The organism is Pseudomonas sp. S60, from assembly GCF_016647865.1.
GTDB classification, from domain to species: domain Bacteria; phylum Pseudomonadota; class Gammaproteobacteria; order Pseudomonadales; family Pseudomonadaceae; genus Aquipseudomonas; species Aquipseudomonas parafulva.
Genome location: NZ_JACVVH010000017.1, coordinates 74,267 through 93,664 on the forward strand (window position 1 = coordinate 74,267; position 19,398 = coordinate 93,664).

A 19,398-nucleotide genomic window follows, 5' to 3' on the forward strand; every position below is an offset into this window, starting at 1 on the left:
TCCTGCCACCCCCTTGGGAAGATCTATAAACAGAGGGGGTATCTTCGGAAAATCAGATATTCGTGGAGGTGTAGCGTTGTCCCTTACCTTGCGTCAGGTTCGCTACTTTGTGGCCACCGCCGAAATCGGCCAGATCTCTCAGGCTGCCATCCACCTCAATATCTCGCAGTCCGCCATCACCACCGCCATCAAGGAACTGGAGGCGCTACTGGGTGCCCTGCTGTTTCAGCGCTCTGCCCAGGGCATGAGCCTGACCGAGGCCGGGCGGCACTTTCTCAACCGTGCCTACGGGATTCTGCGCAGCGTCGACGATGCACTCAACAGCCCGTTGCCGGATGGGCGCGCCAGCGGCTTGCTGCGCCTGGCGGCCAGCTACACCGTCATTGGCTACTTTTTGCCCCATCACTTGCAGCGCCTGGAGCACTGGCATCCCGACGTCACCCTGGAGCTCTACGAACAGGAGCGCAGCGCCATCGAGCACGGCCTGCTCGATGGCCGCTTCGACATGGCCGTCGTACTCACGGCCAACCTCACCCACCCGCACATCTTCTCTGAAACCCTGTTCAACTCCGAGCGCAGGCTGTGGTTGCCCGGGCAGCACCCCTTGTGCGAACGCTCGGCGGTTAGCCTGGAAGACGTGGCAGGCGAGCCCTTCATTCTGCTGACGGTCGATGAAGCCGAGCACAGTGCCATGCGTTACTGGAAGCAAGCCGGCCAGCGGCCCAACGTAAGGGTGCGGACCAGCTCGGTAGAGGCCGTGCGCAGCATGGTTGCCAATGGCAGCGGCGTGGCGATTTTGTCGGACCTGGTGCACCGCCCCTGGTCACTGGAAGGCAAGCGCATCGAGACGTTGACCATCAGCAACCCGGTGCCACCCATGAGCGTGGGCCTGGCCTGGCACCGCGAGCGCGCCTTCAGCCCGGCCATGCAGGCTGTGCGTAATTACTTCCGCGATGCCTTCCTGGCGCCACAGCAGTTGGCAACGCGGCGCTGAGGGCAAACGCGCATACAGGCCGAACGTTCCGCGTGCGTCGCCGTCATAACCTGAGCCGGTGCCGACACGCAAAGAGGACGCGACATGACCCAACCCGACCCGTCATACGTCAAATGGCTTGAAGAGCGTTCCATGCTCAAGGCTTCCCAGGAACGTGCCAGCCTGTATTCCGGGCAGTCGCGGCTTTGGCAGCAACCCTATGCCGAAGCGCAGCCCCGCCGCGCTACCGAGATCGCCTCGGTGTGGCTGACCGTGTACCCGGACGCGATCATCGCGCCTGAAGGTTGTTCGGTACTGGGCGCACTGGCCCACGAAGCGTTGTGGAAGCGCCTGTCAGAAATCGGCATCCAGGGTGTGCATACCGGCCCCATCAAGCGCTCGGGGGGCATTACCGGCCACGAAGTCACGCCGAGCATCGACGGCAACTTCGACCGCATCAGCTTTGATATCGACCCGCTGTATGGCAGCGAGCAGGAAGTGGTGCAGATGAGCCGCATGGCCGCCGCCCACAATGCGGTGACCATCGACGATCTGATCCCCTCGCACACCGGCAAGGGCGCGGACTTCCGCCTGGCCGAGCTGGGCCAGGCACCCTACCCCGGCCTCTACCATATGGTCGAGGTGCGCGAGGAAGACTGGGATCTGCTGCCGGAAGTACCCGCAGGGCGCGACTCGGTCAACCTGCTGCCAGCGCAATGCGACGAGCTCAAGGCCCGTCACTACATCGTCGGGCAACTGCAGCGGGTGATCTTCTTCGAACCCGGCGTCAAGGAGACCGACTGGAGTGCTACCCCACCCATTACCGGCGTCGACGGCAAGACCCGCCGCTGGGTCTACCTGCATTACTTCAAAGACGGCCAGCCCTCGTTGAACTGGCTGGACCCAACCTTCACCGCCCAGCAGATGATCATCGGCGATGCCTTGCATGCACTGGATTGCCTGGGCGCACGGGGTTTGCGCCTGGATGCCAATGGTTTTCTCGGCGTTGAAACCCGCGCCACCGGCACCGCCTGGTCAGAAAGCCACCCCCTGTCGATCGTCGGCAACCAGCTGATCGGCGGCATGATCCGCAAGGCGGGCGGCTTTAGCTTCCAGGAACTCAACCTGACCCTCGACGACATCGCGCAGATGTCCAGCGGCGGGGCCGACCTGTCCTACGACTTCATCACACGGCCCGCCTACCAGCACGCCCTGCTGACCGGCGACACCGAGTTCCTGCGCCTGATGCTCAAGGAAATGCACAGCTTCGGCATCGACCCGGCCTCGCTGATACACGCCCTGCAGAACCACGACGAACTGACGGTGGAGCTGGTGCATTTCTGGACGCTGCATGCTCACGACATGTACCTGTACAAAGGCCAGACGTTGCCTGGCAGCATCCTGCGCGAACACATACGCGAAGAAATCTACGAACGGCTGTCTGGCGAACATGCGCCCTATAACCTGCGCTTTGTCACCAACGGCATTTCCTGCACCACCGCCAGCCTGATCACGGCAGCTCTGGGCATTCGCGACCTTGAAGACCTGAGTGCCGATCAGCTGGAGTGGGTGCAGAAAGTGCACCTGCTGCTGGTGATGTACAACGCCATGCAGCCAGGCGTGGTGGCGATTTCCGGCTGGGACCTGGTGGGTGCCCTGCCACTGCCGGCAGAAGCTGTTGCTGAACGCATGACCGATGGGGACACGCGCTGGATCCACAGGGGCGCCTACGACCTGGCGGGGCTTGACCCGGAGGCCCAGGCTTCGGTGCGGGGCATGCCGCGTGCCCGTGCCCTGTATGGCAGCCTGGATGAGCAGCTTGCACGCGACGACTCCTTTGCCAGCAAGGTCAAGAAACTGCTGGCGGTGCGCCAGGCCTATGGCATCGCCACCAGCCGCCAAGTGCTGGTACCCGACGTCACCACGCCCGGGCTGTTGGTCATGGTGCACGAGCTGCCCGCCGGCCGGGGTATCCAGATAAGCGCCTTGAACTTCAGTCAGCAGGTAATCGCCGAAGAACTTCAGCTGGCCGGTTTCACACCGGGGCCCGTGGTGGACATGATCAATGAGACCGTCGAGGGCGACCTCACCGAAGACGGCCGCCTGATGGTGAACCTGGACCCGTACGAGGCGCTGTGCCTGCGTATCGTCAACAGCACCGGGCACGTCTGAACCCCGGGCAACTTGCTTTTGCGACGCTACAGGCATAGCGTGCGGGGGTTCCCATCCGTGCCCAGGAGCCCCCATGTACACCGGCATCGTCCAGGCCGTGCGCCCTTTGCTTGATGTGACCCGTCACCCAGGCCACAACCAGTTCACCATCGACCTCACCCCTGCGCTGCTGGACGACCTCAAGGTCGGCGCCAGCGTAAGCGTCGAGGGCACCTGCCTTTCCGTCACCGAAATCGACGGCACCCAGGTTCGCTTCGATGCCATGACCGCCACCCTCGAACGCACCAACCTGCGCACCTTCGTTTCAGGGCAACAGGTCAATATCGAGCGTTCGGCGAAAATGAACGCGGAGGTCGGCGGCCACTTGATGGCGGGTCATATCGCCACCACTGCCGAAGTGGTCGAGCTCTGTATTGCCGAGAGCGGTGCCTTCGTGCGCTTCCGCATGCCGGCCGAGTGGGGGAAATACGTGTTCGCCCGGGGCTTCATCGGCGTGAATGGTTGCAGCCTGACGGTGGCCGATATCGACGACAACGTAGTCACGATCAATCTGATCCCGGAGACGCTGCGGCAAACCACGTTCGCCCGCTACACGCCCGGCGACCTGCTGAACATCGAGGTGGATCACCACACCATGGTGCTGGTGGATGTGGTTGAACGCACCATCAAAAGCACCCTCGCCCGCGAAAACCTGCTGCCCTGAGGCCTGCCCATGCTGCCTTACGCTCCAACCGCACGCAGCGCCAGGCGGCTGCACTTGCAAGTCTTGCGTGGCCGCGTAGGCCTTGGCCTGGTGGCTGGCCTTTCGGTGCTGGCGGGCATGACCGATGCTATCGGCCTGCTGGCGTTGGGCGACTTCGTGTCGTTCATGAGCGGTAACACGACCCGCCTTGCCGTCGCCATCAGCGAGGCAGACGCGGGCATGGTACTGCGCCTAAGTGGCGCGGTGCTTGGGTTCGTGGCCGGGAACGCCGTTGGCGTGATGCTAGCGCGCGGATGCCGGCGCCGTGCCTGGCCGGTATTGGTGGTGGTCGCCGGGTTACTGGCGTTCGCCGCAGGCTGGCCGTGGCCGGCTACATTCCCTGCTCTGCTCGCGGCCACCGTGGCCATGGGCATGATCAACGCGGTCGTGGAGCAGGTGAACGGGCTGCCCATCGGCCTGACGTATGTGACCGGGGCGCTGTCACGCTTTGGCCGTGGCCTGGGGCGCTGGCTGCTTGGGGAGCGTCGCAACGGCTGGCGGGTGCAACTGGTGCCGTGGGCGGGGATGTTGCTGGGCGCGGCATTGGGGGCATGGCTGCAGAAACACCTGGGCCTGCAGGCCCTGGCAGGCAGTTGTGCCTTGACCTGCCTGCTGGCCCTGGTGTCGCTGTTCATACCGCGTTCATGGCAGCGGGGCTATATGCCCCACTGATCAATCGATGCGCGGATGCTGCTGCACCAGCAGCTTGCGCTTGGCTTCCAGCTCGGCGATCTGGGTGTCGATGTCCTCGATCTTCTGCTCGATATTGTCGTGGTGCTCCTGCAGCAACTCACGGGCTTCACCAATATCCGATGCCGCGGGGGCGGCGCCACGCAGAGGCTTGTTGGCGGTTTCCTTCATGGTGATGCCGGTTACCAAGCCGATCACCGCGATGACCATCAGGTAGTAAGCCGGCATGTACAGGTTACCGGTGCTTTCCACCAGCCAGGCTGCGAGGGTGGGCGTCACGCCCGCAATCAGCACCGAAATGTTGAAGGCGCTTGCCAGGGCGCTGTAGCGGATGTGCGTGGGGAACATCGCCGGCAATGTCGATGCCATTACGCCGATGAAGAAGTTCAGCAATACCGCGATCAACAGCAGGCCTGCGAAGATCAGGCCAAGCACACCACTGGTAATCAGCATGAAGGCCGGGATGGCCAATACGAACAGGCCGATGCTACCCACGATGATGAAGGGACGGCGGCCAACCTTGTCGCTGAGCAGCCCGATGATCGGCTGCACGAACAGCATGCCCACCATGATCGCGATGATGATCAGCACACCGTGGTCTTCGCTGTAATGCAGGTTGTGTGACAGGTAGCTGGGCATGTAGGTGAGCAGCATGTAGTAGGTCACGTTGGTCGCAATCACTACCCCGATGCAGGTAATCAGGCTACGCCAGTGCTTGGTTGCCACCTCCTTGAACGACACCTTCGGCCCCGAGGCCAGGCCTTCACGGTCACCTTGCTCCAGTTTTTCCACGTGTTGCTGGAACGCCGGGGTCTCTTCCAGCGCATGGCGCAGATAGAGGCCGATAATGCCCAGCGGCAGTGCCAGGAAGAACGGCAGGCGCCAGCCCCACTCAAGGAACTTCTCTTCTCCCAGTACTGCGGAGATCATCACGACCACACCGGCACCCAGTACAAAGCCGGCGATGGAACCGAAGTCCAGCCAGCTGCCGAGGAAGCCGCGCTTGCGGTCGGGTGCGTACTCGGCAACGAAGATGGACGCGCCGGTGTACTCACCGCCTACCGAGAAGCCTTGGGCCATCTTGGCCAGCAGCAACAGTATCGGCGCCCATATGCCAATACTGGCGTACGACGGTATAAGGCCGATGGCAAAGGTGCTGAGCGACATGATGACGATGGTCGCTGCCAGCACTTTCTGCCTGCCAAGCCGGTCCCCCAGCGCGCCGAAGAACAGCCCGCCCAGCGGGCGGATCAGGAACGGCACCGAGAAGGTGGCCAGTGCTGCGATCATCTGCACGCTGGGGTCGGCGTTGGGGAAAAACACCTTGCCCAGTGCATAGGCGACAAAGCCATAGACCCCGAAATCGAACCACTCCATCGCGTTGCCGAGTGCTGCGGCCGTAATGGCCTTGCGCATCTTGGCGTCGTCGACGATGGTGATGTCCTTGAGGCCGATTGGCTGGACTTTTTTCTTGCGAGACTTCATTTGTGTATCCCTGACGGTGACTGCTCTATGCCATCAGATACAAAGGGACACTAAATAATTCAGCGCTTAGTGATTTTTTGTGCAGGGGTTGCGGCGCTGGTCTCCCACGCGCCGCACCCGTCAAGAACAACACCTCCCAGCCAAACCGCATAGCCGACGCTTGGGTCAAATACCTTGCAACGCCAAATCCATCGCAAAATACGTAAGGATCACATCCGCACCCGCGCGTTTGATGGCGCCGATGCTCTCGCGCACCACCCGGCCTTCATCGATCGCCCCAGCCAGGCCACCGAACTTGATCATGGCGTACTCCCCGCTCACCTGATAGGCGGCCAACGGCAAGCGTGACGCCGCACGGATGTCGGCGATAACGTCAAGGTAGGCACCGGCTGGCTTGACCATCAGCACATCCGCCCCTTCCTGCTCGTCCAGCAGCGATTCGCGCACCGCCTCACGGCGGTTCATGGGGTTCATCTGGTAGCTCTTGCGGTCGCCCTTCAGCGCCGTGCCGCCTGCCTCGCGGAACGGCCCGTACAGCGAAGAGGCGAACTTGGTGGAGTAGGCCATGATCCCCGTGTCATGGAACCCGGCCCCGTCCAGGGCGCTGCGGATCGCCTGGACCTGCCCGTCCATTGCAGCGGAAGGTGCAATGAAGTCGGCGCCCGCCGCGGCAGCGATGACGGCCTGCCTGCCCAGGTTTGCAATGGTGGCATCGTTGTCCACGCCATGGTCGTGCAGCACACCACAGTGGCCATGGCTGGTGTATTCGCAGAAGCAGGTGTCGGACATCACTACCATTTCCGGCACGGTGTCCTTGCAGATGCGCGACATACGGGCCACCAGGCCGTTCTCGTTCCAGGTGTCGCTGCCAACCTCGTCCAGGTGGTGGGACACGCCAAAGGTCATCACCGAGCGGATGCCGGCGCGGGCATAACGCTCGATTTCCTGGGCCAGCCGTTTTTCAGGGATACGGTTAACCCCTGGCATCGTGCTGATCGGCACGAAGTCATCGATACCTTCTTCAACGAAGATCGGCAGGATCAGGTCTTCGAGACGAAACTCGGTTTCCTGGAATACAGTGCGCAGCGACTCGCTCTGACGCAGACGACGGGGGCGAACGGACGGAAAACGGTTGGGCATGACAGCTCCAGGGAATTTGAACGGCGTATACCTTATGCCTGCGGCGGCGCAGTGAAAAGGCCAAATGACGAGTTATTGCCCTGCGTCAAAGGCAATGATCGCAGGGCGCAGTTTCAACGCATCCAGGGTGGGGTTGGCTCTTCGGTCTTGGGCGCGCCCTGCTCGGCCTCGGCACGCGCCTCGCGGCGGCGTGCGTCGTCCAGCCGCGCGGCGTCGATCTCGCGCATCACACCTGCAACGTCTGCCGCCTGTTCCTCGTCTTCGAATACCCCGGTCAGCAGGCTGTCCGGGCGCAATTCGCCGGCTTCGAACAAGGCCCACATTTCCTGCGCATAGCGGGTGGCCTTGAGTTCCGGGGCAAAACGGCCGAAGTAATGGGCCATGTTGGTGACGTCCCGCTCCAGCATGCTGAACGCGTGGTTATTGGCCGCCGCATCTACCGCCTGGGGCAGGTCAATGATCACCGGGCCGTCGGGGCCCAGCAGCACATTGAATTCCGACAGGTCACCGTGCACCAGGCCTGCGCAAAGCATCAGCACGATCTGACGGATGACGAACCCATGGTAGTCGCGCGCCTGGTCAGCTTCGAGGTGCACATCGTTCAGGCGCGGAGCCGCATCGCCATCGGCATCGGTCACCAGCTCCATTAACAGGACGCCGTCCTGGAAGTCGTAGGGTTTAGGCACCCTTACCCCGGCGCCCGCCAGGCGGAACAACGCGGCCACTTCAGCGTTCTGCCAGGCATCCTCCGCCTCCTTGCGCCCGTACTTGCTGCCCTTGGCCATCGCCCGGGCCTGACGGCTGTTACGCACCTTGCGGCCTTCCTGGTACTCGGCGGCCTGGCGGAAGCTGCGCTTGTTGGCTTCTTTATAAACCTTGGCACAGCGCACCTGGGTGCCACAGCGCACCACGTACACGGCCGCTTCCTTGCCACTCATCAACGGCCTGAGTACCTCGTCGACCAGGCCATCTTCGATCAGGGGTTCGATTCTTTTAGGGGTCTTCATCAGGCTGTGTTCGGGTCCTGGCTGTATTGCCGTACATCCTCTCACAGCCAGATTCCAGATGCTTGCCTGTGTTCACGAGAGGCAGCGTGCACCTGAGCGTGCCAATGGCGCTAGATGAATTATTCTTAAATCGCCGGCCAGCTATTATTTGGCACAATCATGTCTCTATCTGGATGCCCGGGAACCCGCATGCCTCGCGTACTCACCATCGAAGACGACGCCGTCACCGGCCAGGAAATCGTCGCAGAACTCAACAGCCACGGCCTGGAGGTGGATTGGGCCGACAATGGCCGTGAAGGGCTGGCCAAGGCCATTGCCGGCGGCTATGACCTGATCACCCTGGACCGCATGTTGCCAGAAGTAGACGGCCTGACCATCGTCACCACCTTGCGCAACCTCAAGATCACGACGCCCATTCTGATGATCAGCGCCCTGTCCGATGTGGACGAACGGGTGCGCGGGCTGCGCGCAGGTGGGGACGACTACCTGACCAAGCCGTTCGCCTCCGACGAAATGGCAGCACGGGTCGAGGTGCTGCTGCGCCGCAACAGCGTGCCCCTGACCGAGACCCGCCTGCAGGTCGCCGACCTGCAGCTTGACCTGATCAGCCATGAAGCCCGCCGTGGCGAGCAGGCGCTCAACCTGTTGCCAACCGAGTACAAGCTGCTGGAATACCTGATGCGCCACAGCGGCCAGGTGATTACCCGCATGATGATCTTCGAAGAGGTATGGGGCTATCACTTCGACCCCGGCACCAACCTGATCGACGTGCACATCGGCCGCTTGCGCAAGAAAATCGACATGCCAGGCCAATCGCCACTGATCCGGACCGTACGGGGCTCCGGCTATGCCATTGCTGAACCCGTCTAAAGGCTGGAGCTCGTCCACCAGCCGCCTGCTGGCGCTGTACAGCTTCCTGTTCGTGGCCTGGAGCAGCATCCTCATGGGGGTGCTGTATTTCGAGGTGTCCAGCTACCTGAACAAGCTCACCCGCCACTCGATGCTGCAGCGTCAGCACCTGTTCGCCCACATGAGCGGCAAGCAGCTCGACGACGCCCTGATCGCCAGCCAGGCCTTCGAAGAGCGCAGTTTCGATGCCTACGGCCTGTTCGACACCCAGCTCAACCCACTGGGCGGCACCCTTCGCAACCTGCCGCCGGAGCTTGGGCTTGACGGCAGAATCCACGAACTCAAGCGCTGCCTGGATGCCGATGACCCGCGCATGCCCCGCGACAGCTGCGATGCCGTAGCCATCAAGGTGCAGGATGGCCGCTGGCTGGTGCTGGTGCGCGACAACGGCTCGTTGTTCGTGGTCACCCGCATCATCCTTCACGCGTTGCTGTGGGGCATATCGTTAACGCTGATACCAGGTTTTGCTGGCTGGTACCTGCTCAGGCGCCGGCCACTCAAGCGCATCCGCGCCATTCAGGGACAGGCCGAACTGATCGTGGCCGGCGACCTTACCCATCGCCTGCCCCTGTCGGCCAGGCGCGATGAGCTGGACATGCTGGCGGCCATCGTCAATGCCATGCTCGACCGCATCGAACGACTGATGCATGAGGTGAAAGGCGTGTGCGACAACATCGCCCATGACCTGCGCACACCCCTCACCCGCCTGCGCGCCCAGCTGTACCGCATCCGCCAGCAGAGCAGCCACGACCCGGCGCAAGCCGAGGCCCTGGACCAGGCCATTGGCGAAACCGATACCCTGATGGCGCGCTTTCGGGGGCTGCTGCGCATCAGTGAGCTGGAGGACCGCCAACGCCGTGCCGGCTTCGTCGAACTCGCACCCCACGACCTGCTGGTGGAGTTGCACGACTTTTACCTGCCGCTTGCCGAAGACGGGGGCATTAGCCTGGAGCTGCAGCAGCCGGCGCGATTGCCGGCGCTGCACGGGGACCGCGAGCTATTGTTCGAGGCGCTGGCCAACCTGGTGGGCAATGCCATCAAGTTCACCCCCGAAGGCGGCCACGTACGCCTCTATGCCAGGCACGACGACGAGGGTGTTCACCTGGGCGTTGAGGACAGCGGGCCGGGCATCCCGGAAGAGGAGCGCGCCGCTGTGCTGAAGCGCTTCTACCGCAGCGATGAAGGCCATCGCCACGCAGGCTTCGGGCTGGGGTTGTCGATCGTTGCGGCAATCGTCGACTTGCATGGCTTTGGGCTGGAAATCGGCGAAAGCGAGTTGGGCGGTGCCAAGCTGGTGCTGCACTGCCCGCTACCCGGGGTAACCCAGTAAACGGAAGGCCGCCACACGGCGGCCCCCACGCCCCTGTCAGTCAGCCAGGCGCCAGGTGGTGGTGCCCTTGCTGTCTTCCAGCACCACACCCATGGCCGTCAGCTGGTCGCGAATGCGGTCCGACTCTGCCCAGTTCTTGTCCGTACGCGCCTGCAGCCGGGCCTGGATAAGGGCTTCGACCTCAGTTGCATCCACTTTGCCTTCGGCGCCGGCGCGCAGGAAGTCATCGGCCTCCAGCTGCAACACCCCCAGCACATCACCCAGTTCACGCAGGCGCCCGGCCAGGCCAGCGGCTGCTTGTGGGTCGCTTTCGCGCAGGCGGTTGATCTCGCGCACCAGGTCGAACAGCACAGCGCAAGCTTCTGGCGTACCGAAGTCGTCGTTCATGGCCACGCTGAAACGCTCGACGTACGCCTCACCGCCACTGGCTGCCACACGCGGCAAACCGCGCAGGGCGTGGTAGAACCGCTCGAGCGCACCCTTGGCATCACGCAGGCTGTCTTCGGAGTAATTGATCGCACTGCGGTAGTGGCTGGCCACCAACAGATACCGCACCACCTCCGGGTGATACTTCTCCAGCACATCGCGGATGGTGAAGAAGTTGTTCAACGACTTGGACATCTTTTCGCCGTTGATGCGGATCATGCCGCAGTGCATCCAGGCGTTGGCGTACTGCTTGCCGGTGGCCGCCTCGCTCTGGGCGATCTCGTTCTCGTGGTGCGGGAACTCCAGGTCGCTGCCGCCGCCGTGAATGTCAAAGCTGTCGCCCAGGCAGCAGGTGGACATCACCGAGCACTCGATGTGCCAACCGGGCCGCCCCGGGCCCCAAGGCGATGCCCAGCTCGGCTCGCCGGGTTTCACGCCTTTCCACAGCACGAAGTCCAACGGGTCCTGCTTGGCTTCATCCACCTCGATGCGGGCACCAATGCGCAGGTCTTCGATTTTCTTGCGCGACAGCTTGCCGTAACCGACGAACTTGCCCACACGGTAATAGACGTCGCCGTTGCCAGGCGCGTAGGCGTAGCCTTTGTCGATCAGGGTTTGGATCATGGCGTGCATACCGGCTATGTGGTCGGTCGCACGGGGCTCCTGGTCGGGCGGCAGGATGTTCAGACGGCGCTCGTCTTCGTGCATGGCGTCGATCATGCGCGCCGTGAGGGCATCGAAGGTTTCGCCGTTCTCGTTGGCACGGTTGATGATTTTGTCATCGATGTCGGTGATGTTGCGCACGTAGGTCAGGTCGTAGCCGCTTTTGCGCAGCCAACGGGTAACCAGGTCGAAAGCCACCATGCTGCGACCATGGCCCAGGTGGCAATAGTCGTAGACGGTCATGCCGCACACGTACATGCGCACCTTGTTGCCATTGAGCGGCTTGAAGGTTTCTTTCGCTTTGCTCAGGGTGTTGTAGATGGTAAGCACGGCGGTTCCTCAGCTGCCCCAGGAGTCACGCAGGGTGACAGTGCGGTTGAACACCGGGCGGCCCGGCTGGCTGTCCTTCAGGTCTGCGCAGAAATACCCCTCGCGCTCGAACTGGAAACGGTCCTCCGGCTGGGCCTGGGCCAGGGAGGGCTCAGCACGGCAACCGCTCAGCACGTGCAGCGACTCAGGGTTGATATTGTCGAGGAAGGTACCGCCCTCTTCGGTTTTTTCCGGGTTGGACGAGCGGAACAGGCGGTCGTACAGGCGCACTTCGCACTCCACGCTGCCTTCGGCCGGTACCCAGTGGATCACGCCTTTGACCTTGCGGCCCTCGGGGTTCTTGCCCAGGGTGTCCGGGTCGTACGAGCAGCGCAGCTCGACGATGTTGCCCTCTGCGTCCTTCACGGCTTCGTCGGCACGGATCACGTAGCTGCCGCGCAGGCGCACCTCGCCATTGGGCTCCAGGCGCTTGTAGCCCTTGGGCGGTTCTTCCATGAAGTCGTCGCGGTCGATGTACAGTTCACGGGCAAACGGCAATACCCGCACGCCCATGTCTTCTTTCGGATGACGCGGCAGCTCCAGCTGTTCGACCTGCCCCTCGGGGTAGTTGGTGATGACCACTTTCAGCGGGCGCAGCACGCACATGGCGCGTGGGGCGGTACGGTCCAGGTCGTCACGGATGCTGAACTCGAGCATGGACATGTCCACCACGCCGTCGGAGCGGTTGGTGCCGATCATCTCGCAGAAATTGCGGATGGACGCCGGGGTATAGCCACGGCGGCGGAAGCCCGACAGCGTGGACATGCGCGGGTCGTCCCAGCCATGGACGTGCTGCTCGTCAACCAGTTGCTTGAGCTTGCGCTTGGAGGTGATGGTGTAGTTCAGGTTCAGGCGGCTGAACTCGTACTGACGCGGGTGCGCCGGCACCGGCAGGTGCTCGAGGAACCATTCGTACAGCGGCCGATGGCCTTCGAACTCCAGGGTGCAGATGGAGTGCGTGATGCCTTCGATGGCGTCCGACTGGCCGTGGGTGAAGTCGTAGTTGGGGTAGATGCACCAGGTGTCGCCCGTCTGGTGATGATGGGCGTGGCGGATACGGTACAGGATGGGGTCGCGCAGGTTCATGTTGGGCGACGCCATGTCGATCTTGGCCCGCAGCACGCGCTCACCGTCCTTGAACTCGCCGGCCTTCATGCGTGCGAACAGGTCCAGGTTCTCGTCCACGCTGCGCTCGCGGAACGGGCTGTTCTTGCCCGGTTCCTTGAGGTTGCCGCGGTATTCCTTGGCCTGCTCCGGGGTGAGGTCGCAGACATAGGCGTTGCCGGACTTGATCAGCGCAACGGCCCAGTCGTGCAACTGGTCGAAGTAGCTGGAGGCGTAGCGCACCTCCCCCGCCCAGTCGAAGCCCAGCCACTTCACATCGCGCTGGATGGCGTCGATGTACTCCTGGTCTTCCTTGGCCGGGTTGGTGTCGTCGAAGCGCAGGTGGCAGACGCCGCCGAACTCCTTGGCCAGGCCGAAGTTCACACAGATCGACTTGGCGTGGCCGATGTGCAGGTAGCCGTTGGGCTCTGGCGGGAAGCGGGTGACGATCTGGGTGTGCTTGCCCGAGTCCAGGTCGGCCTGGATGATCGGCCGCAGGAAGTTCGCAGGGACAGCGGGGGCGCCTTTGGCAGCGGCGTTGGGCGCGTTGTCGGCAGTGGGCTTGCTCATAGGATCCTTGAATGCACGTAGCCGGCCTGGGTAGGCCGATTGAATCAAAGGGCCTATCATAGCCGAAGCAGTCAAGCTGCTGACAGTCGGGCCCGGGCAAACTCGCGTGATTTATCACCGCTTTTTTGCCGCGGCCGGGCAAAATGGCCGGTGCGCGCCATGTGTCGTAACCGCCCGAACCAGCGTCAGGTGGTAACGTGCGCCCTGCGCACCCCAATTTTCGATTGCCTTGAAAAAGCGAGTTTCAGCATGTCCAAAGTCAAACTGACCACCAACCACGGCGTAATCGTCCTGCAACTGGACGCTGAAAAAGCGCCAGCGACCACTGAAAACTTCGTTCAGTACGTCAAGGACGGCCACTATGATGGCACCGTGTTCCACCGCGTGATCAAAGGCTTCATGATCCAGGGCGGCGGCTTCGAAGCGGGCATGAACCAGAAAAAAACCCGCGCCACCATCCAGAACGAAGCCGACAACGGCCTGAAGAACAAGAAGTACAGCATTGCCATGGCCCGTACCATGGAGCCGCACTCCGCCTCCGCGCAGTTCTTCATCAACGCCTCCGATAACGACTTCCTCAACCACAGTGGCAAGAACGTGCAGGGCTGGGGCTACGCCGTGTTCGGCGAAGTCACTGAAGGCCGCGAAGTCGTGGATGCCATCGAGAAAGTCGCCACCGGCTCCAACGCCGGCCATCAGGATGTGCCCAAAGACGACGTGATCATCGAGAAAGCCGAGATCATTGAGTGATTCTGCTGATCTCCGATCTGCACCTGCAAGAAGAACGCCCGGACATCACCCGGGCGTTTCTTGATCTGCTCGATGGCCGGGCGCGCCACGCCAAGGCGTTGTACATCCTGGGCGACTTCTTCGAAGCCTGGATCGGCGATGACGCCATGACCCCGTTCCAACGGCAGATCTGCCAGGCCCTGCGGCAGCTAAGCGACAGCGGCACCGCCGTCTACCTGATGCATGGCAACCGGGACTTCCTCATAGGCCAGGCATTCTGCGACGCTGCCGGGTGTACGCTGCTCAGCGACCCGAGCGTGATCGAGCTGGGGGGTGAGCGGGTATTGCTGATGCATGGCGACACCCTGTGCACCCGCGACCTGGGCTACATGAAGATGCGCCGCTTGCTGCGCAACCGCCTCAGCCTGTGGGTTCTGACCCACCTGCCACTGTCGATGCGCCAACGCCTGGCGCGCAAATTGCGCAGTGAAAGCCGCGCACAGACGCAGATGAAGGCGACCGACATCGTCGATGTCACGCCCGAGGAAGTGCTCAGGGTGATGGCTGCACAGGGTGTGCTCACCCTGGTGCATGGCCACACCCACCGCCCGGCGATCCACAAGCTGGTGGTCGACGGCCAGCCGGCGCGGCGTATCGTGCTGGGTGACTGGGACCGCCGGGGCTGGGCCTTGCAGGTGGACGAGCAAGGCTTCCAGCTCGCGCCGTTCGAATTTACCTGACAGCAGCGCGCTCGCTGATCACCACCTCTGTGTATGCGGGGTCGGCCTTGATCTGCGCCTCGGTAAACGGAATCGCCGCCAGTTGCTTGGCAGAGAAGGCCTTGGTCTGATCGCTGGCGTGGGGGGATGCCGCTTCGCTGGATTGCGAAAACGCCAACAGCCCCCGCGCCTCAGGCCCCTTGTCGGTGAAGCTGACCAGTTGCAGGTAGCTGGTGCCACTGACCACCAAGCGCTTGCCCGCCCCGTGGGGTACGCTGTACATCGCGTTGTAGATGCCCAAGGCCTGTGGGCCGCCCGGCACCGGCGTGCCATCGAGGGCCTGCTGCACCTGCCCCCACTTCGCCTGCCCTGGGGTACCGCTTTCGCTCAATTGCGCCAGTGACGCCAGTGCAGCTTCGTGCACCCGCTTGCTCACCGCTGCCTGCTCCACCGCCAATCCGCGCGGCGTGTGTTGTGGGTCTTTGGCGTCGAAGGCCACTCGCCAGACCTCCGGGTGCTCCGCCAGGCTGTCGAGCAGGTTTTCGAAGTGCACCAGGCCCATGCCACTGTCCAGGTCGGCCTTGCCATTCCAAGCCGCCAGGCTTTCACAAACCGATTGCACGTCGGCGCTCGCTGCCTTGCACCACTGCAGCAGGTCAGGCAGCATCAGCCGAGCGAGGTACACCTCGTCATCCAGCACCATGTGCTGCAGGTCGTCCACACCCAGCCGCCCCTTGCCCTGCAAGCGCTGCAACGCATAGCGCCCACGCATGCTCAGCGGCTGGTCATTGCGGCTGACCAACGGCGAATAGCCTGTCAGTGGCTGCGCCGGGTTGGTCATCCAGGCTGGGTCGTTGGAGTTTTGTACGTAGTCATCGCGCTCCAGGCTCGGCAGTAGCCGCGCCGGAAAGATGCCTGCCTGAGCCGCCTGCGGGTCGACCTTCCACTGGCAAGCGCTGCGCGAGCCGTCCAGGATAACCAGGGGCCCTTGCTGCCGGGTATCGCCGCAGGTCGCCAGCATGGCTTGGTCGACATAGGGCACAACCGACTTGTTCAGGTACAGCGTGCTACCGGCAGCGTCCACCGCCAAGGTGTTGACCCATGGTATGCCCTGCAGCTGATCCACCGAGCGTTTCAGCCCTTTCAGGCTGTCGGCGCGGTTGATCTGGTACCACTGCTGCAACACCCGGGTGTTGTCGGCGTTGGCGTCACGCAGGCTGTACGCCATGTGCGAGTCCCAATCGAGGCGCCCCGGCCATTGCACGACGGGCCCGAACTGTGAGCTGTAGACCACGTGTTGCACTTCGCCCAGGCTGCCATCCTTGGCTTTGACGGTGACAGAGACGGCGTGTTTGGCGAGCGGTATCGACTTGCCATCGAGCAGGTAGTGGGTCGGGTCCTTGGGGTCCAGCTGCAGGCGATAGAGGGTGAAGTGCCTGGACGTGTCAACCGTGTGGGTCCAGGCCAGGTGATGATTGAAACCGATGTTGATCACTGGCAGCCCTGGCAGCGCAGCGCCCATCACGTCGAGTTTGCCGGGGATAGTCAGCTGCATTTGGTAAAAACGCATGCCACCCATCCAGGGGAAATGCGGGTTGGCCAGCAGCAGCCCGCGCCCATTGGCCGAGCGCTGCGCCCCCACCGCCACGGCGTTGCTCCCGCGTTCGCTGGCAAAGCGTGCCTGCTGGGCCAGTGCCTGGGCGTAATCGGTAGCCGCCTGCGCCTGCTGCCGGGCCTGGCCTGGTGGCTGCGCGCCCGCCAGGGCCTCGACGAATTGCCCTGCACCGCCTTCGGCCAGCAGGCGCCGAGTGAGTTTGACCAAGTCTTGGCTGGTGATGGGGCGCAGCCAAGTGCCGTCGCCGCACTCGGCCGGCAGGCCCTGGCTGCGGCGCTCCGCCAGCGCCCTGTTGTAGCCGCTGGCATACCCGGCAAGCAGCGCCTGAACCGCCGCAGGCTGGGCCTGAAGAAACGCATCAACCGCCTCCGGGCGATTCAGCCAGCTGAAGAACACGTCGCTGGCAAGGTTCTCCCGTTGCTCCAGGGTCTTGCCGTCAGCACCGAAATGGCGGGACCGCTCGCCGCTCACCGTCAGCACCTCGTTGCCCAGCAAGCACAGGTTGTCCTGGGCGTAGGCATACCCCACGCCGTACCCCAACCCGCGCTCATCCTGGGCAACGATATGGGGCACGCCGTAACTGGTGCGACGGATCTGCGCACTGGCATCGGCCACCACGGCCTGCGCCTGCGCGCCAACGCTCACCGCGAGCAGCGCGCAGGCCAGGCCTGCGAAATGGATGGGGCGGGTAAGTGAAAGCACGGGCACTCCTCGGGTTCGGGGTCATCCCGTTCAGACGAGCGGATGTGCCGGATTTTTAGCCAAATCGACCCGCAGGCAATTGTGAAACAAAATTAAGCATTTTTTTAACCGGTTTGGTTGCAGATTTTTATGGCTCATTCGTCCTAATAAGTGAGGCACCCAACTTTCGGGTTCGTCCACGAAAAGGAGCATTCACATGTACAACCCGCAAACCCCGGTTCACGCGGGGAGCCCTCCAGGTAAAGCGCCCAAGGGACAGGACGCGTTTGCCGACGAACGTGTAGGCAATGAGCAGATTCGCGAGCTGTTGCGTAGCTTTGGCCTGCGCACCAGCCTGATCCGGCTGAAGGTGATCGATGCGCTGCATGCCGCCGACCGCAACGGCCGTAGCATAGGCGTGCGCGGGGTCCATGCGCAGCTTGAGCAACTGGACATACCGCTGTCGTTTCTCAGCGTGCGCGAAGTGCTGAAACGGCTGTGCTCAGAAGGCGTTATCGAACTGGGCAGCGACAAATGCTATAGCCTCAACCCCCAGGCGCGGGCAATGCTGGAACAAACGGCATCACGCTGAGGGCGTGGCCGGCCCCGCAGGCCGGCCGGCACGGGTCAGCGCCTGACCTTGCGCCGCAGAATCCCGTTGATTACCACGACCACGACAGCAATGGCGATGGCCAGCAGCTGGAAGGTCTGTTCGCTGATGGTGCCCGCCTTCTGCAAATGGGAGAGCCCAAGCATCAGGCAAAGCACCACCAGAATGATCAGAAGGGAGTATTTGAGGCGCTGCACGTGTGTCATCAGAGGTTCCTTGCAACATCATGGGCAAATGGCTCGCTGCGAGCCGCGGCAATGATACAACGCACACCGGGCCTGGCGCTGTATTTCCTGCTGGTTTGGCCGGCAACGGGCTGAAAGCATGGGGTTTCACAGCACATGCGGAGCCTCTATGTACAAGCCCCTGTTGTTAGCATCGTTGTACCTGACCTCACCCTCCCTCCATGCCCTCGATACCCAACAGCTCCCGGCCGAACAATTGCTTGAGTTGGGGAGCAGGCTGAGCGCGCAGGCGGGCAGCAGCCAATGGCAGCAACTGTGGCGACGGGTGCGTCAAGCTGGCTACCTGCACCCCGGCGGGCCTTCGCTGCGCTTTACCCTACCGGCTGCGCAACTGCCGGCGTTGGCCCGCCAGACCTTGGCCGATGCCGACCAGGCAAGCCCGCTACACGCCACGCAGGTGGTGTACCGGCGCAGCTTTGCAGACCAGGTGATTGGCCAGCGCGATGGCCAGCCACTGCATGCACTGTGCCTGCTGGTGGATTGGCGCACCCTGCCGGACCGCATGCGGGACGCCCCTGACGCCTACCTCAAAAGTGCGGGGCTGATCAGTAGCTACCCCTGCGATTGAGGGTAGTGGTACCCACCGCGCAGCAGCCAGCACGCGGCCAACGCAAACAGCCCGCTGCGGCGGTACCGGGCGTTTATTTCCTACATCGGCAGATATCACTGCCTGCAAAAGCTAATCATCGAAGCTACAACCCCCAGCCTATATACCGCCTAGCGAGCAGCTTGGGCTGTCGCTGAGAATCCGGTCACACCTTCGACATAACGCCGCGGGTGATCGGGTAGCACATTCCATCCATCCCGAAGGAGCGTCATATGGAAATGCCAGACCTCAGCCATATCGATATCAGCCAACTGCCTCATTCACTGCAGGCCCTGATCGACTGCATCGGCATCGACAACGCGTACCAGCTCACCTGTGCCTACGGCGGCAGGCCAAAGTACATCCCCAAGCACCGCGAACGCACCAAGCTTGCCGACGTACTGCCGCCAGCAGCACTGGACGCTCTGATCAAGCGTTTTGCTGGCGTCGCGCTGGAAATTCCCAAGGCCGACCACTTCCTGCGCCAACTGCGCAATCAGCAAATCCAGGAAGAGAGCGCCAAAGGCCTGTCGCGCAGCCTGCTGGCCAACAAGTACGGCCTTAGCCTGCGCCAGATTGGCAACATCCGCCGCCAGGACTTGCCTGCACGCTAAGCACGACAGCGTGACCGTC

The 19,398-nt window shown here is 62.8% G+C and carries 18 protein-coding genes; 11 read left to right on the top strand and 7 right to left on the bottom strand.

Features of this window, described 5'->3' with window-relative positions:
• Window positions 1-76 precede the first annotated feature (76 nt).
• The 4 genes from IAE33_RS10860 (at window position 77) to IAE33_RS10875 (ending at window position 4,559) form a co-directional block, all read left to right on the top strand.
• The gene (locus IAE33_RS10860; protein ID WP_201163504.1) at window positions 77-994 is read left to right on the top strand and encodes a LysR family transcriptional regulator; all 918 of its coding nucleotides are present in this window, start codon (window positions 77-79) and stop codon (window positions 992-994) included.
• Window positions 995-1,078: 84 nt separating this feature from the next.
• The gene (gene treS, locus IAE33_RS10865; protein WP_201163505.1) at window positions 1,079-3,145 is read left to right on the top strand and encodes a maltose alpha-D-glucosyltransferase; all 2,067 of its coding nucleotides are present in this window, start codon (window positions 1,079-1,081) and stop codon (window positions 3,143-3,145) included.
• A 73-nt stretch (window positions 3,146-3,218) separates the two neighbouring features.
• Window positions 3,219-3,848: a riboflavin synthase gene (locus IAE33_RS10870; RefSeq protein WP_028634185.1), complete on the top strand. Its 630-nt coding sequence runs from the start codon at window positions 3,219-3,221 to the stop codon at window positions 3,846-3,848.
• 9 nt (window positions 3,849-3,857) lie between these two features.
• Window positions 3,858-4,559, top strand: coding sequence for a YoaK family protein (locus IAE33_RS10875; RefSeq protein WP_201163506.1), 702 nt, complete (start codon window positions 3,858-3,860; stop codon window positions 4,557-4,559).
• Here the strand turns inward: IAE33_RS10875 and proP are convergent, their stop codons facing one another.
• From proP to IAE33_RS10890, 3 genes are all read right to left on the bottom strand, one after another.
• A complete protein-coding gene (gene proP, locus IAE33_RS10880) occupies window positions 4,560-6,062 on the bottom strand; it encodes a glycine betaine/L-proline transporter ProP (protein WP_028634187.1) in 1,503 nt (500 codons plus the stop codon).
• A 165-nt stretch (window positions 6,063-6,227) separates the two neighbouring features.
• A complete protein-coding gene (gene hemB / locus IAE33_RS10885; protein ID WP_201163507.1) occupies window positions 6,228-7,202 on the bottom strand; it encodes a porphobilinogen synthase in 975 nt (324 codons plus the stop codon).
• A gap of 113 nt (window positions 7,203-7,315) precedes the next feature.
• The gene (locus IAE33_RS10890) at window positions 7,316-8,209 is read right to left on the bottom strand and encodes a PA4780 family RIO1-like protein kinase (protein WP_201163508.1); all 894 of its coding nucleotides are present in this window, start codon (window positions 8,207-8,209) and stop codon (window positions 7,316-7,318) included.
• A 189-nt stretch (window positions 8,210-8,398) separates the two neighbouring features.
• Here IAE33_RS10890 and IAE33_RS10895 point away from each other — a divergent pair, with 189 nt between their 5' ends.
• Complete coding sequence (locus tag IAE33_RS10895; RefSeq protein ID WP_028634557.1) at window positions 8,399-9,079, top strand: response regulator transcription factor; 681 nt, start codon at window positions 8,399-8,401, stop codon at window positions 9,077-9,079.
• Window positions 9,057-10,448: a sensor histidine kinase gene (locus tag IAE33_RS10900; RefSeq protein WP_201163509.1), complete on the top strand. Its 1,392-nt coding sequence runs from the start codon at window positions 9,057-9,059 to the stop codon at window positions 10,446-10,448. Before IAE33_RS10895 ends, IAE33_RS10900 begins: the two co-directional genes overlap by 23 nt.
• A gap of 36 nt (window positions 10,449-10,484) precedes the next feature.
• Here IAE33_RS10900 and cysS read toward each other — a convergent pair whose 3' ends face one another.
• Both cysS and IAE33_RS10910 read right to left on the bottom strand, forming a co-directional pair.
• Entirely contained in the window at window positions 10,485-11,867 is a 1,383-nt protein-coding gene (gene cysS / locus IAE33_RS10905) for a cysteine--tRNA ligase (protein WP_201163510.1), read from the bottom strand.
• A 9-nt stretch (window positions 11,868-11,876) separates the two neighbouring features.
• Window positions 11,877-13,580 carry a glutamine--tRNA ligase/YqeY domain fusion protein gene (locus IAE33_RS10910; RefSeq protein ID WP_201163511.1) on the bottom strand — a complete coding sequence of 568 codons (1,704 nt, stop codon included), beginning with the start codon at window positions 13,578-13,580 and terminating at the stop codon, window positions 11,877-11,879.
• Between the two features lie 249 nt (window positions 13,581-13,829).
• On the opposite strand from IAE33_RS10910, the gene IAE33_RS10915 reads away from it, so the two are divergent.
• Both IAE33_RS10915 and IAE33_RS10920 read left to right on the top strand, forming a co-directional pair.
• Window positions 13,830-14,330 carry a peptidylprolyl isomerase gene (locus IAE33_RS10915; RefSeq protein WP_028634193.1) on the top strand — a complete coding sequence of 167 codons (501 nt, stop codon included), beginning with the start codon at window positions 13,830-13,832 and terminating at the stop codon, window positions 14,328-14,330.
• Entirely contained in the window at window positions 14,327-15,049 is a 723-nt protein-coding gene (locus IAE33_RS10920) for a UDP-2,3-diacylglucosamine diphosphatase (RefSeq protein ID WP_201163512.1), read from the top strand. The genes IAE33_RS10915 and IAE33_RS10920 overlap by 4 nt, the downstream gene beginning before the upstream one ends.
• Here the strand turns inward: IAE33_RS10920 and pvdQ are convergent.
• Window positions 15,042-17,345, bottom strand: coding sequence for a bifunctional acylase PvdQ (gene pvdQ / locus IAE33_RS10925; RefSeq protein WP_328804853.1), 2,304 nt, complete (start codon window positions 17,343-17,345; stop codon window positions 15,042-15,044). The genes IAE33_RS10920 and pvdQ overlap by 8 nt on opposite strands.
• A 196-nt stretch (window positions 17,346-17,541) precedes the next feature.
• On the opposite strand from pvdQ, the gene IAE33_RS10930 reads away from it, so the two are divergent.
• Entirely contained in the window at window positions 17,542-17,916 is a 375-nt protein-coding gene (locus IAE33_RS10930) for a fe2+ zn2+ uptake regulation protein (RefSeq protein WP_201163513.1), read from the top strand.
• A gap of 35 nt (window positions 17,917-17,951) precedes the next feature.
• Here IAE33_RS10930 and IAE33_RS10935 read toward each other — a convergent pair whose 3' ends face one another.
• Complete coding sequence (locus tag IAE33_RS10935) at window positions 17,952-18,140, bottom strand: hypothetical protein (protein ID WP_201163514.1); 189 nt, start codon at window positions 18,138-18,140, stop codon at window positions 17,952-17,954.
• A 148-nt stretch (window positions 18,141-18,288) separates the two neighbouring features.
• Here IAE33_RS10935 and IAE33_RS10940 point away from each other — a divergent pair, with 148 nt between their 5' ends.
• A complete protein-coding gene (locus IAE33_RS10940) occupies window positions 18,289-18,747 on the top strand; it encodes a hypothetical protein (protein WP_201163515.1) in 459 nt (152 codons plus the stop codon).
• 251 nt (window positions 18,748-18,998) lie between these two features.
• On the top strand, window positions 18,999-19,379 hold the full coding sequence (locus IAE33_RS10945; RefSeq protein ID WP_028634199.1) for a Mor transcription activator family protein: 381 nt from the start codon (window positions 18,999-19,001) through the stop codon (window positions 19,377-19,379).
• Window positions 19,380-19,398 lie beyond the last annotated feature (19 nt).

What these genes read in the sequence shown, in the direction of transcription:
- hemB (WP_201163507.1), bottom strand. Translation starts at nt 7,202, where the DNA reads ATGCCCAACCGTTTTCCGTCCGTTCGCCCCCGTCGTCTGCGTCAGAGC.
- IAE33_RS10890 (WP_201163508.1), bottom strand. Translation starts at nt 8,209, where the DNA reads ATGAAGACCCCTAAAAGAATCGAACCCCTGATCGAAGATGGCCTGGTC.
- proP (WP_028634187.1), bottom strand. Translation starts at nt 6,062, where the DNA reads ATGAAGTCTCGCAAGAAAAAAGTCCAGCCAATCGGCCTCAAGGACATC.
- IAE33_RS10895 (WP_028634557.1), top strand. Translation starts at nt 8,399, where the DNA reads ATGCCTCGCGTACTCACCATCGAAGACGACGCCGTCACCGGCCAGGAA.
- IAE33_RS10870 (WP_028634185.1), top strand. Translation starts at nt 3,219, where the DNA reads ATGTACACCGGCATCGTCCAGGCCGTGCGCCCTTTGCTTGATGTGACC.
- IAE33_RS10940 (WP_201163515.1), top strand. Translation starts at nt 18,289, where the DNA reads ATGTACAAGCCCCTGTTGTTAGCATCGTTGTACCTGACCTCACCCTCC.
- IAE33_RS10945 (WP_028634199.1), top strand. Translation starts at nt 18,999, where the DNA reads ATGGAAATGCCAGACCTCAGCCATATCGATATCAGCCAACTGCCTCAT.
- IAE33_RS10915 (WP_028634193.1), top strand. Translation starts at nt 13,830, where the DNA reads ATGTCCAAAGTCAAACTGACCACCAACCACGGCGTAATCGTCCTGCAA.
- IAE33_RS10875 (WP_201163506.1), top strand. Translation starts at nt 3,858, where the DNA reads ATGCTGCCTTACGCTCCAACCGCACGCAGCGCCAGGCGGCTGCACTTG.
- IAE33_RS10930 (WP_201163513.1), top strand. Translation starts at nt 17,542, where the DNA reads ATGTACAACCCGCAAACCCCGGTTCACGCGGGGAGCCCTCCAGGTAAA.
- IAE33_RS10935 (WP_201163514.1), bottom strand. Translation starts at nt 18,140, where the DNA reads ATGACACACGTGCAGCGCCTCAAATACTCCCTTCTGATCATTCTGGTG.
- IAE33_RS10910 (WP_201163511.1), bottom strand. Translation starts at nt 13,580, where the DNA reads ATGAGCAAGCCCACTGCCGACAACGCGCCCAACGCCGCTGCCAAAGGC.
- treS (WP_201163505.1), top strand. Translation starts at nt 1,079, where the DNA reads ATGACCCAACCCGACCCGTCATACGTCAAATGGCTTGAAGAGCGTTCC.
- IAE33_RS10900 (WP_201163509.1), top strand. Translation starts at nt 9,057, where the DNA reads ATGCCATTGCTGAACCCGTCTAAAGGCTGGAGCTCGTCCACCAGCCGC.